Origin of the sequence: Bradyrhizobium sp. NBAIM01, assembly GCF_020194115.1 — a bacterium.
Lineage (GTDB): Bacteria > Pseudomonadota > Alphaproteobacteria > Rhizobiales > Xanthobacteraceae > Bradyrhizobium > Bradyrhizobium yuanmingense.
Map to the genome: position 1 here is coordinate 47053 of NZ_JADYVU010000008.1, position 12889 is coordinate 59941.

The 12889-nt window shown below is 65.9% G+C and carries 12 protein-coding genes; 6 read left to right on the forward strand and 6 right to left on the reverse strand.

Annotated features, from left to right (window positions below; all coding sequences use genetic code 11):
- Position 1: 1 nt before the first annotated feature.
- The 6 genes from I6F31_RS24335 to I6F31_RS24360 form a co-directional block, all read right to left on the reverse strand.
- Complete coding sequence (locus I6F31_RS24335) at positions 2-469, reverse strand: MarR family transcriptional regulator (protein ID WP_225145896.1); 468 nt, start codon at positions 467-469, stop codon at positions 2-4.
- 150 nt (positions 470-619) lie between these two features.
- Positions 620-1567 carry an ABC transporter substrate-binding protein gene (locus I6F31_RS24340; protein WP_036023609.1) on the reverse strand — a complete coding sequence of 316 codons (948 nt, stop codon included), beginning with the start codon at positions 1565-1567 and terminating at the stop codon, positions 620-622.
- Positions 1568-1665: 98 nt separating this feature from the next.
- Positions 1666-2706 (reverse strand): ribose ABC transporter permease, encoded by a 1041-nt coding sequence (locus I6F31_RS24345; protein ID WP_225145897.1) that lies wholly within the window; start codon positions 2704-2706, stop codon positions 1666-1668.
- Complete coding sequence (locus tag I6F31_RS24350; RefSeq protein WP_225145898.1) at positions 2699-4222, reverse strand: sugar ABC transporter ATP-binding protein; 1524 nt, start codon at positions 4220-4222, stop codon at positions 2699-2701. Before I6F31_RS24350 ends, I6F31_RS24345 begins: the two co-directional genes overlap by 8 nt.
- Positions 4223-4360: 138 nt before the next feature.
- Positions 4361-5806: a xylulokinase gene (gene xylB, locus I6F31_RS24355; RefSeq protein ID WP_225186311.1), complete on the reverse strand. Its 1446-nt coding sequence runs from the start codon at positions 5804-5806 to the stop codon at positions 4361-4363.
- Positions 5807-5817: 11 nt separating this feature from the next.
- Positions 5818-6741: a LysR family transcriptional regulator gene (locus I6F31_RS24360; protein ID WP_036023604.1), complete on the reverse strand. Its 924-nt coding sequence runs from the start codon at positions 6739-6741 to the stop codon at positions 5818-5820.
- 107 nt (positions 6742-6848) lie between these two features.
- Here I6F31_RS24360 and I6F31_RS24365 point away from each other — a divergent pair, with 107 nt between their 5' ends.
- The 6 genes from I6F31_RS24365 to I6F31_RS24390 are packed head-to-tail and all read left to right on the forward strand — an operon-like array spanning position 6849 to position 12889.
- Positions 6849-7172, forward strand: a complete 324-nt coding sequence (locus tag I6F31_RS24365; protein ID WP_036005173.1) for a Dabb family protein — start codon at positions 6849-6851, stop codon at positions 7170-7172.
- Positions 7169-8248, forward strand: coding sequence for a maleylacetate reductase (locus tag I6F31_RS24370; RefSeq protein ID WP_036005176.1), 1080 nt, complete (start codon positions 7169-7171; stop codon positions 8246-8248). The genes I6F31_RS24365 and I6F31_RS24370 overlap by 4 nt, the downstream gene beginning before the upstream one ends.
- Positions 8249-8252: 4 nt before the next feature.
- Positions 8253-9617: an amidohydrolase family protein gene (locus tag I6F31_RS24375; RefSeq protein WP_225186224.1), complete on the forward strand. Its 1365-nt coding sequence runs from the start codon at positions 8253-8255 to the stop codon at positions 9615-9617.
- Positions 9618-9637: 20 nt separating this feature from the next.
- Positions 9638-10540 carry an NAD(P)-dependent oxidoreductase gene (locus tag I6F31_RS24380; RefSeq protein ID WP_225186225.1) on the forward strand — a complete coding sequence of 301 codons (903 nt, stop codon included), beginning with the start codon at positions 9638-9640 and terminating at the stop codon, positions 10538-10540.
- Between the two features lie 14 nt (positions 10541-10554).
- Positions 10555-11439 (forward strand): intradiol ring-cleavage dioxygenase, encoded by an 885-nt coding sequence (locus tag I6F31_RS24385; protein WP_225186226.1) that lies wholly within the window; start codon positions 10555-10557, stop codon positions 11437-11439.
- Between the two features lie 55 nt (positions 11440-11494).
- Entirely contained in the window at positions 11495-12889 is a 1395-nt protein-coding gene (locus I6F31_RS24390) for an FAD-linked oxidase C-terminal domain-containing protein (protein WP_225186227.1), read from the forward strand.

Below are 12889 nucleotides of genomic sequence, written 5' to 3' on the forward strand. Positions count from 1 at the left end.
ACTAATCCGGGTCATCGAGCGTGTCGAATTCCGTGCCATACACCGCGAGCCCCTTCAGGATTGCATCCATCGTGGCCTTGCCGAGCTCGACGCGCATCTCTCGCTCGGCGATGTCGACGGCATCACGGAACGCATCGAGCCATTTGCGCCCCGTGGACGTGAACACGACGATGCGCGCGCGCCGGTCGGTCGGATCGGCGATGCGATCGACGAGGCCGAGCGCGGCGCATTGGTCGACCAGCTCGCCCATCGCCTGCTTGCTCATGGAGGCGCGGCGGGCGAGCTCGGTGAGCCGCGTCCCCTCCACGTCCAGATTGCGCGTGAGGCTGACATGGGCGATGCGCGTCTCGTCGTGGCCCCGCTCGGTCATCAATTCGAGCACACGGCCTTCGAAGCGCCGCACCGCGTTATTGAGCAGGCGGCCGATATTGGCATGCCGCCACGCGGTGCCTGACGTCGTGGATTTCACCGGATCTGCTTTCCGAATCGACCGAACGAGATCGTGGAAAGCTAGCACAGGCATTGCTGCGTGCTACTGGTGAGCACGCGAGGTATCGGCGGCGGGCGGCGCGATCGAACCGCCACCCGCCATCTCTCGTGCTTCGAACGCCCCGATGCCTTACTGCGAGCGATCCGAGGTCCAGCCCTTGTACGCGGCAACGTTGTCCCTGGTCACCAGCTTGGACGGCAGCAGCTCGACGGTCGAAGCCGGCTTCTGGCCGTTGAGAATGCCGACGCCGACCTGCACGGCCCGCCGCGCCATGAAGAACGGATCCTGCGACGCGGACGCCTGAATCTGCGGCGACTGCGGATCTTTCAGCGCGGCCTCGATATCGGGCGCGCCGTCGACGGCGGTGATGATCATGCCGGTTCGGTTCTGCTGGCGTGCCGCAAGGTCGGTGCCGATCGCCTGCGGATCGTTGATGGCGAAGATGGCGTCGATCTTGGGGAAGCGGGTCAGATAGCCCTGCGCGACGGTGAGGCCGCCCTCGCGCGAGCCCTTGCCGTCCTGGTCGCTCGACAACACCTTGATGCCGGGATTCTTCGCGAACACGTTCTTGCAGCCGACCACACGGTCGATCACGGCGGAGACCTGCGGCCCGTTCTCGATGATGACGTCACCCTTGCCGCCCAATTTGTCGACGATGTACTGGCAGGAGATCTCGCCGGCCTGCACGTTGTTCGTGGTCACGGTGGCATCGGCGCCCTCGGCCGCGGTGTCGACCGCAACGACGACGATGCCTGCGGCTTGCGCCTTCTTGATGGCCGGCCCGATCGCCTTGGGATCGCCGGGATTGAGCAGGATCAGGTCGACGCCAGCGGCGATGAAATTGTCGATCTGGGTGACCTGCTTGCCGAGGTCGTATTCGAAGCCGACCGTCGTGATCTTCACGTTGGGATTGGTCTTCTTGGCCTCGAACTCGGCGCCCTTCGACAGCGCGACGAAGAACGGATTGCCCATCGATCCCAGCGAGACGCCGATCGACTTGAGCTCCTTGGCGAAGGATGGTGCGGTGGTGAGGGCAAGCGCCATGGCGGCGCCGGCGAGCATGATCGTCTTCAACATGGACTTCCTCCCTGGTCTGTCTTCGTCCCCGGCGCGGCAGACCAGTTGCCGCAACGGAATCTCGTCTCAAGCCATGCGCACCCGCTGCGCGCCAGGCTTCAAGTCCTCGCGGAGCCTTGCAGCCGATAGCGGTCCAGCGCCACGGCACCGATGATCACCAGGCCCTTGATCACATATTGCCAGATGTCGGAGACACCGATCAGGATGAGCCCGTTCGAGAGCACGGCGATGATGAGCGCACCGACCAGCGTGCCCCAGATCGAGCCGATGCCGCCGACGAACGAGGTACCGCCGAGGATCACGGCGGTGATTGCATCGAGCTCGTAGGACTGGCCGAGCTGGAGGCCGTTGGCCGCATAGAGCCGCGCCGCCTGCATGGCGCCGCCGAGCCCGGCAAAAAGTCCGGAGATGCCGTAGACGAAGATCAGGACGGCCCAGACCTTGATGCCGGCCAGCCGTGCTGCGCTCTCGTTTCCGCCCACGGCATAGATATGCACGCCGAGCACGGTTCGGCGCAGCACAAGCCAGGAGACGAGAATGACGAGCAAGGCGATCACCGAGAGCCACGGGATCGACGCGACGCCAGGAATGAGCGTCAGCGAGCCGTTGCCGATGAAGGCATAGGGAATGGAGGGATTGAACACGGTGGTGTCAGCCCCGAGCAGCCGCGCCAGGCCGCGCACTGCGGTGAGCGAGCCGAGCGTGACGATGAAGGGCGGCAGGCGCAGCAGCGCAATCAGCGCGCCGTTGACGATGCCGAAGACGAGGCCGGTGAGCAGTGCGGCCGGCAGCCACAGCAAGCCGAGCTCCGGCATCTTGGAGAGCGTCAAACCCGCCATCGCGGAGGCCGCCAGGATCGAGCCGACCGACAGGTCGATGCCGCCGGTGAGGATGACGAAGGTCATGCCGGCGGCGAGCACGGTGTTCACCGCGGCCTGCTGCAATACGATGCCGAGATTTTGTCCGGTGAAGAAGCGGCCTTCCGACAGCACGTTGAAGCCGATGCAGAGGATCAGCAGCACCGGCAACATGCCGAGCGCGCTGATCAGCATCCTCATCCGCTGGCGTCTTGTCTCCGCGGCAGCGCCGTTGGTCGTCGTCGATGCCGGCTTTGCCCCCACAGCACCATTGTCAGGCATCGAGATGCTCCATCCCCGTGGCAAGCCCCATGATGTCTTCCTGCGCCAGCGGCGAATGCGGACCGCGGCTGACCTCGCCGGCGATGTGCCCGGCACGCATCACGATGACGCGGTCGCAGATGCCGATGATCTCGGGCAAATCGGACGAGATGACGAGGATCGCGGTGCCGGCCTTGGCGAGATTGTCGATGATCGAATAGATTTCCGACTTGGCCCCGACATCGACGCCGCGCGTCGGCTCGTCGAGAATGAGGACCTTCGGCGCGATGGCGAGCAGTCGCGACAGCAGCACCTTCTGCTGGTTGCCCCCTGACAGGCCGCCGGCGGGAACGCCGGCATTGGCGGCGCGGATGCTGAGGCCTGCAAAGGCGCGGTCGGCGCGCTCGCGTGCCTTGTCGCGGTCGAGAAACCAGCCGAGCTTCGCATCGCGGCCGAGCACGGCGAGGTTGATGTTGTCCAGACACGACATGTCGAGAAACAGGCCGAGCGCTTTCCTGTCTTCCGTCAGATAGGCGATGCCGGCCTCGAGCGCCTCGCCCGGCGTGCGGATCTCGACCGGACGTCCCTCCAGCTCGAGCCGGCCGGAGGTTTTCGGTGACGCGCCGATGATGAGATGCGCAAGCTCGGTGCGACCGGCGCCGATCAGGCCGGCAAGGCCGACCACCTCACCCGCATGCACGGTGAGAGAGCAGCCCTTGACGCGGCCGCCATCGGCCATGTCGATCGCCGCGAGCACGGGATGCCCCCGCCCCGCCTCCGGATCATGGTCCTTCTTGTAGAACGAGGAGACGTCGCGACCGACCATCAAGCGCACGATGGTGTCGGCGCGGATCTCGGGCTTGTCGAGCGAGCCGACCAGGCGGCCGTCGCGCAGCACGGTGACGCGATCGCCGAGCGCATAGACCTCGTCCATGCGATGCGAGATGTAGATGATGGCAAGGCCCTCGGCGCGAAGCTGGCGGATCAGCGCGAACAGCCGCTCACTTTCGGCGGCCGACAACGAGGTGGTCGGCTCGTCCATGATGAGGATTTTCGATCTGACGTGCAGCGCACGGGCGATCTCGACCAGCTGCCGCTGCCCCATGGACAGATGCGCCACCAGCGTCGAGGGCAGGAAGTCCGCGCCCAGGCGCTTCAGGATCGGGCCGACGCCCTCGCGCATTGTGCCGCGCGCCAGCAAGCCTGACCGCGATATCTCCCGTCCCAGATAGATGTTCTCGGCAACGCTGAGATTGGGAGCGAGCGACAGCTCCTGGTAGATGATGGAGATGCCCGCCGCGCGGCCGCCGAGCGGGCCTTCGATCCGCACCGCCCTGCCCTCGATGCGGATCTCGCCGCCCGGGTCGGGCCGGTAGGCGCCGGACAGGATCTTCATCAGCGTCGACTTGCCGGCGCCGTTCTCACCCATCAGGGCGTGAATTTCGCCGGGATAGACGGTGAGATCGACGGCCCGCAGCGCCTTGATGCCGAAGAAGGTCTTCGAGACCCCGCGCATCTCGAGGATCGGATCGTTCATCGTGCCTCCCGGCGCACAATGCGTTTCCCACCCGCGTCTCGTTTCTCGGCAACGCGGTTTGGTCATTAAACAAAAGCGGGTGACGCAGGGCAATACCGAAGGCGAATATACTGAAGTATGCAAACCAGATTGGGCCAGCTAGTGGCGCGGCCGATACAGGTCGCGCCAGGCGGGAAGCCGTTCAGCGTAGGCATCGACCAGTGCAGCGTCGGGCTCGAATGTTTCGATGCGCTGCGGCTGCATGCATACGTCACCGATTGACTCACCCGTGACAGCAAGCCGCCCCAATCTCGCCGCACCGAACGCGGCGCCGGTTTCACCTCCGGCAAAGCGATGGATCGGAATGCTCAGCACGTTCGCCAGCACCGAGAGCCAGAAGGTAGAGCGTGAACCGCCGCCAATCACGTCGGCCTCCGCAATCCCGATGCCGGCATCCGCGAGCGCATCGCGGCAATCGGCAAGCGCGAAGGCAACGCCTTCGAGCACCGCCCGCACGATCGCCGCGCGATCGGTGCCATGGCTCAGGCCATCCAGCATGCCGCGCACAACGGGATCGTCGTGCGGCGTCCGCTCACCGGCGAGATAAGGCAGGAAGCTCACGGGCGACGGCGCCTGCGGTCGTGCTCCAAGCGGCGCCAGCAGCTCGGCCTCGGCGGCGCCGAACAGGCGCGCGAGCCAGGCAAGGCAGGAAGCGGCCGAGAGGATCGCGCCGGCCTGAATCCACATCCCTGGAATGGCGTGGCAGAACGTGTGCACGACACGGTCGGGATTGGCGGCGATCCGGTCGGTCGGGACCATGAGCGCACCCGAGGTTCCCAGCGACACGAAAGCGGCTCCCGGCCGGATTGCGCCGATGCCGATGGCGCCCGCGGGATTGTCGCCGGCCCCACCCGCGATCACCGGCTGCCTGATCATCCCCCAGCGCCGCGCGAGTTCGCTGCGCAGCGTGGTTGCGGGCGCGCATCCCTCGACCAGGCGCGGCATGTGCTCGCGCGACAAGCCGCTCGCTGCCAGCGCTGCGTCCGACCAATCGCGGCGCGCGATGTCGAGCCACAGGGATCCCGAGGCATCCGAGACATCCTCGACGGCCTCGCCCGATAGCACCAGTCGCAGATAGGCCTTTGGCAGAAGAACGAGTTTCGTCGCCGCAAAGATCTCGGGCTCGTGCGCGGCGATCCAGAGCAGTTTTGGCGCGGTGAAGCCCGGCATCGCCTTGTTGCCCGTCACCTCGCGCAAGGCGGGCCAGCGTTGCTCCAGGACACGGCACTCAGTCGCAGAGCGTCCGTCGTTCCAGAGGATGCAGGGCCGCAGCGGCCTCAAGCTCGCATCGAGCAGCGTGGCGCCATGCATCTGGCCGGACAGCCCGATGCCTGCGACCGCTGTCAATGCATCGGCATGCGACGCCTTGAGGGCATCCAGCGTGGCGAAGGTCGCATCGATCCACTGCGCCGGATCCTGCTCGGAATAGCCCGGTTGCGGCGAGACGGTCGCGAGCGACCAGCTCTCGCTTGCGATCACGCGCTGGGCATCGTCGACGAGAACCGTCTTGACCGCCGACGTGCCGAGATCGATGCCGAGATACATGCTGCTTCCGCTCACTTCGCCGCGTCGATCCAGATCCCCGGCTCTGAATGCTCCCGGATGTAGCTGACGAGGAAGTCGGAGAACACCCTGATCTTGGCGGGCAGCCTGACGCGGTTCTGATAGGCGATGTTCATGGTGAGCAACGGCAGCTGCCAATCACTCAGGACAGGCACCAGCCGGCCAGCCGCGATATCGCCCTGCACGATATAGAGCGGCTGGATCAGGATGCCGAGCCCCGCGCGCGCCGCACCACAGATGATCTGGCCGTCGTTGCTGTCGAGCGTCGGCGCGATCCGGATCGTCTGCGTCGTGCTGCCCTGGCTCAGCCGTAGCGAATAGGGATCATTGGCGAGATTGTAGATCAGCATGTTGTGCCGGGCGAGATCGGCGGGATGCTCGGGCCGGCCGTGCTTCTCCAGATAGGACGGAGCGGCCGCGAGCACGCGGTGCATTTGCCCGATGCGCCGGACGATGATGTTGGAATCCGGTTCGTGCTCGCGGGTACGAATCGCAACGTCAATGCCGGCTTCGATGAAGTCGAGGTAGCGGTTCGCGCTGATGATCTGCACGCTGAGATCAGGATAGAGCGCACGGAAGGCTGGCAGCATCGGTGCGAGGTAGATCATCGCAAAGGAGAGCGAGCTCGTCACGCGCAGCATGCCCTTCGGCGACAGCGCGCGGTCGGAGACGGCGTCCTCAGCCTCGGCGAGCTCGTTCAGAAGCGTGCTGCACCGCTGCAGCAGTTCCTGTCCCGCTTCGGTCAGCCATTGCCGGCGCGTGTTGCGCTCGATCAGCCGGACCGCAAGCCGCTCCTCCAGCGCACTGAGATGGCGGCTCGCAGCGGCGTTCGACATCCGCAGGATTTCGGCGGCCTTGGAAAGGCTGCCGAGCTCAGCGGTTTTGGAGAACACCTCGAGTTGAAGCAGCCGGTCCATTTTTGCATAAAGAGGAAAAGAGACTTACAAATTTTGACCTTTATTTCCGTTTTCTGCAAGGCAAAATGGCGCCAACAAAGCACCATTGCAGGCGAGGAAATCAGGAAATGTCGGGCCCGATCAGGCACATCGTGATGTGGCGACTGCGCGGGGAGAGCCCTGAGGAGCGCTCGGCCGCCCGGCTCAAGGTCAAGACCCTGTTCGAGGGCCTCAAGGGCCGGATCGACGGCCTCACCCATATCGAAGTCGGCATGGACGTCAGCGCGGTTGATTATGCCTGCGACGTGGTGCTGTTCTCCGAATTCACCGACCAGGCGGCGCTCGCCGCCTATGCCAACCACCCGGAGCATCTGCGCGTGCGCGAGGCGCTGGGCGACTTGCGGATCGGGCGCTTCCAGGTCGATTATCCCATCAAAGAGACCGGCGCATGATCGGCTCGTTCACCTTCGAAAACCTGCCCTGCCGCGTCGTGTTCGGCAGCGGCACGCTTGCCTCAGCCAAGGCCGAGGTCGAGCGGCTCGGCGGCAAGCGTGCGCTGGTGCTGACGACGCCGCAGCAGGAGGCACAAGGCAAGAGCTTGGGAGCCGCGCTCGGCCCGCTCTATGCCGGCATCTTTTCCGGCGCCACCATGCACACGCCGGTCGAGGTCACGGAACGCGCGCTCGCGGCAATGAAGGCATGCGAAGCCGATTGCGTCGTTTCGCTCGGCGGCGGCTCGACCACCGGGCTCGGCAAGGCCTTGGCCTTGCGCACCGGCGTCAACCAGCTCTGCATTCCCACCACCTATGCCGGCTCGGAGATGACGCCGATCGTCGGCCAGACCGAGAACGGACTGAAGACCACGGTGCGCGATGCAGCCGTGTTGCCGGAGACCGTGATCTACGACGTCGACCTGACGCTGACGCTGCCGGCGAGCCTCGCCGCAACCTCCGGCATCAACGCGATCGCCCATGCCGTCGAGGCGCTTTACGCGCGCGATGCCAATCCTGTCACCTCGCTGATGGCCGAAGAAGGCATCCGCGCGCTGGCGCGCGCCCTGCCCGCCATTGCCGCGAAGAGCGACGATCGCGAGGCCCGCACCGAGGCGCTCTATGGCGCCTGGCTGTGCGGTGTCTGCCTCGGCACGGTCGGCATGGCGTTGCATCACAAGCTCTGTCACACGCTCGGCGGCACTTTCGACCTGCCGCACGCCGAAACGCACACCATCGTGCTGCCGCATGCGCTGGCCTACAACGCGCCGGCCGTGCCCGACGCGATGGTGCGGATCGCGCGCGCGATCGGGGCAGCCGATGCAGCTCGGGGGCTTTTCGAACTTGCGAAACGGCTGGGTGCGAAGGTCGCGCTACGCGACGTCGGCATGCCCGAGGGCGGGATCGACAAGGCGGCTGACCTCGCAGTCACGAATGCCTACTGGAATCCGCGGCCGCTCGAACGAGGCGCCATTCGCGAGTTGATCGCGCGCGCCTGGACCGGCGAGCCACCCGGCGCCATCAAAGCGGTAGCTTGAAGCGATGCGGCGCACCCTGATCAGATCCGCCACCGTCATCAGCATGGATGACGCGATCGGCGATCTCTCGACCGGCGATGTGCTGGTCGAGGGCAGCCGGATCGCCGAGGTGCGCCCGTCGATCGACGCTGCGGCCGACACGGCGGTCGTCGACGGCACGGGCCGCATCGTCATTCCCGGCCTGATCAACGCACATATGCACACTTGGCAGACCGGCTTGCGCGGCTTTGCCGCGAACTGGACGCTGCTGGAATATTTCCGCCGCATGCATGCGGGCCTCGCCACCGTGTTCCGGCCCGACGATATCTACATCGCAACCCTCGTCGGCGCGCTGAACCAGATCAATCACGGCGTCACCACGCTGGTCGATTGGTGCCACAACAACCCGACGCCGGATCATACCGACGCCGCCGTGCGCGGCCTGATCGAAAGCGGCGTCCGCGCCGCGTTCTTCCACGGCTCACCGAAGCCCGAGCCGAAGCCGGGCGAGCCGCATTTCTCGGAAGTGCCGCATCCGCGCCGTGAGGTCGAGCGGCTGCTGGCCGGGCCCCTCGCCGACCGCGACGGCCTCGTCACGCTCGGGCTCGCCATCCTCGGTCCGCATTATTCGACGCTCGACGTCGCCATGCACGATTTCCGCCTGGCGCGGGAGCTGAAGCTGATCGCATCGATGCATCAGGGCGGCGGTCCGGCCAAGACGCCCGGCGGCTGGGAGAAGCTGCTCGAGGCCGGCCTCGTCGGCCCCGGCATTAACATCGTCCACGGCAACGATCTGCCGGATGATCTGCTCGATCGTCTCGTCGATCTCGGCGTATCGTTCTCGGTGACGCCCGAGAACGAGATGATCCAGGGCCATGGCTTTCCGATCACCGGCCGCCTTCTGAAGCGCGGCGTGCGGCCGACCATCGGCATCGACCTGGAGTCCGTGCTGGCCGGCGATCTCCTCTCCGCCGCGCGCGTTGCGCTGTCGATGCAGCGGGCACTGGACAATGTGGAATCGCGCAAAGCAAGTGGCGCCATTCCGGCGACGACCACGATTCCCGTGCGCGAAGCGCTGCGCTGGATCACGACGGAAGGCGCCCGCATGCTCGGCCGCGAGCACCAGATCGGCTCGCTGACGCCGGGCAAGCTCGCCGACCTCGTGATCATCAACGCCTCCGACCTCAATCTCCATCCAGTGCATGATCCCGTCGCAACCGTCGTGATGCAGACGAGCCTCGCCAACATCGAGGCCGTCATGATCGGCGGTGCCTGGAAGAAGCAGAACGGGCGGCTATTGGTCGAGGGACTCGAGACGAAGAAGGAGCTGCTGGCGCAATCCGGCCGGCGGCTGGTGCAGGATATTGAACGACAGGGACGCGCCGCCTGAGGCGCCAATGGACAAGAACAATGACTGACGCTCTGAAAACAGTTGGTTTCATCGGGATCGGCAAGATGGGCCTGCCGATGTCGGTGCTCGTCGCCAAGGCGGGCTTCGCCGTTACCGCGTTCGACCAGAGCGCGGCGCGCATCGACGAGGCACGCGCGCAGCGCATTGCGATTGCCGCCTCGCCGGCCGAGGCCGTGAGCGGCAAGGCCGCTGTGATCACGTCCCTGCCCGACGACGCCGCTTTGCGCGGCGCATTGCTCGGCTCCGCCGGCCTGATCGCCGCGATGGCACAAGGTGCCGTCTTGATCGAAACCAGCACCGTGAGTGTCGACGCCTCGGCTGAGGTTGCGGCCGCCGCGCAGGCGCGTGGCATTGCCTATTTGCGCGCGCCGGTCTCCGGCAATGCCAGCATCGTGCACACAGGCGCGCTGACCTGCTTCGTGTCGGGGCCGAAGGACGCCTTCGAGAGCGCAAAGCCGCTGTTCACCGCATTCACCCGCGCCCAGACCTATCTCGGCCCGGCCGAGGAAGCGCGCTACGCAAAACTCTCGGTCAACCTGATGATCGCGGTGTCTGCGGCGATGATGGCCGAGAGCCTGGCGCTGGCGCGCAAGGGCGGCATCGCCTGGCAGGACATCCTAAAAGTGCTCGACGACAGCGCGATCGCCTCTCCCATGGTGAAGTACAAGACCGCGCCGCTGCGGACTCGCGACTTCGAGTCCACCTTCTCCTGCAGGCAGATGGCCAAGGATCTCGACCTGATCCTGGGCGCCGGCCACGCCGTCGGCGTGCCGTTGCAGCTCGCCGCGCAAGTGCGCGAGACCTATGGCGCGCTGGTCGCGCAGGGCGACGGTGATACCGACTTCATCGCGACCGTCAAGCATCTCGAACGGCTGTCCGGCCTCGGCGAACCAAAACCCTGATCGCGGAGATACCCATGCGTAACTTCAACGAAAACACGATCACGGGCGCCGTTCTGGAGCGGATCGCGGGCGCGACCGATCCACGCATCAAGCAGGTGAGCGAAGCGCTGGTGCGGCACTTGCACGCCTTCGTCCGCGAGGTGCGGCCCACCCAGAAGGAGTGGGAGTTCGGCATCGATTTCCTGACCCGCACCGGGCACATGTGCAACGACAAGCGCCAGGAGTTCATCTTGCTGTCGGACACGCTCGGCGTCTCCATGCTGGTCGACGCCATCAACCATCCGGTGCCCGAAGGCGCGACCGAGACCACGGTGCTCGGGCCGTTCTTCGTCCAGGCCGCGCCGGAGAAGGACAGCGGCGCTGACATCTCCGGGCCGATGGATGGCGATCCGATGCTGGTCACCGGCTCGGTCGCGACCGTGGACGGGAAGCCGCTCGTGGGCGCGGTGGTCGACGTCTGGCACTCCGACGACGACGGCTATTACGACGTGCAGCAGCTCGACAAGATCGGCGATCTCGCGATGCGCGCCCGCTTCCATACCGACGCCAACGGCCGCTTCCATTTCTGGTCGATCAAGCCGGCCGCCTACCCGATTCCGCATGATGGACCGGTCGGCGAGATGCTCGAGGTGCAGGGACGCCATCCCTGGCGCCCGGCGCACGTGCACTTCATGATCTCAGCGCCCGGTTTCGAGCAGCTGGTGACGCACGTCTTCGTTGCCGGCGACCAATATCTCGACAGCGACGTGGTGTTCGGCGTCAAGGACAGCCTGATCCGGGAGTTCGTCCGTCATCCCGCCGGCCGTGCGCCGGATGGTCGCATGGTGGAGCGCGACTATTTTCATCTCAACTATGACTTCGGCCTGAAGCAGCTCGCGAGCAACGCAAGAGCCGCTTAAGCTGAACGACGGACCAACAAGAGTCCGGAGACAGGGAGCAAACGGGAGCTTACGGATGGGACCGCGGGTCAGCACGGACATATTGGCCGAGCGCCTCGCCGGCATGATCGGACCGCGCGCGAGCGTCGCGCGCGGCGTGCTCGATCAGCATGGGCAGAGCGAGTCGCATTATCGCAGCCTGCCGCCGGACATCGTCGTCTTCCCTGAGACGACGCAGGAGGTCGCTGAAATCGTCAAGCTCTGCGCCGGCGCGGGCATGCCGATCGTCCCGTTCGGCGCCGGGACCTCGCTCGAAGGCAATGCGGCCGCGGTCGCCGGCGGCGTCTGCTTCGACTTCGCGCGCATGAACAAGGTGCTCAGCCTGCACGACAGCGACATGGACGTCGTGGTGCAGCCCGGCATCACGCGCAAGCAGCTGAATGCGGAGCTGCGCAACACCGGCCTGTTCTTCCCGATCGATCCCGGCGCCGACGCCTCGATCGGCGGCATGACTTCGACGCGCGCCTCGGGCACGATGGCGGTGCGCTACGGCACCATGAAGGACAATGTCATGGCGCTGGAGGTGGTGTTGGCCGACGGCCGCGTGATCCGTACCGCCCGGCGCGCGCGGAAATCGGCGGCCGGCTACGACCTGACGCGCATGTTCGTCGGTGCGGAAGGCACGCTCGGCGTCATCACGGAGATCACGCTGAAGGTACACCCGGTGCCGCAGGCGATCTCGGCGGCAGTCTGCAGCTTCGACACCCTGCACGATGCGGTGGACACCGCGATCTCCGTGATCCAGTCCGCGATCCCCGTGGCCCGCATCGAGCTGCTCGACGATGTCATGATGCGCGGCATCAATGCCTACGCAAAGCTCGGCTATCGCGAGGCTCCCACCCTGTTCTTCGAATTCCATGGCTCAGAGACTTCCGTCGCCGAGCAGGCCGAAGCCGCGCAGGCGGTCGCGGCCGATCATGGCGGCCATGGCTTTGCCTGGGCCAAGGCGCAGGAAGACCGCAGCCGGCTCTGGCATGCCCGCGATAACACGCTCTATGCCGGCCTCGGCCTGCGCCCCGGCGCGCGCGCTGTGATCACCGATGTCTGCGTGCCGATCTCGCGTCTGGCGGAATGCCTGACCGAGACGCGACGCGATGCGGACGAGCACGGCTTCACCGCGCCGATCGTCGGCCATGTCGGCGACGGCAATTTCCACATGCTGATCCTAATCGACCCGACAAAACCGGAGGAGGCCGAAGGCGCCAAGGCGCTGCAGGCCCGCATGGTCGCGCGTGCCATCGCCATGGACGGCACCTGCACCGGCGAGCACGGCATCGGGCTCGGCAAGATCGACTATCTCACCGACGAGCTCGGCGAGGCCGTGGACGTGATGCGATCGATCAAGGCGGCGCTCGATCCCGACGGATTGATGAACCCCGGAAAGATCTTTGCTGGCAGAGCCACAACATGA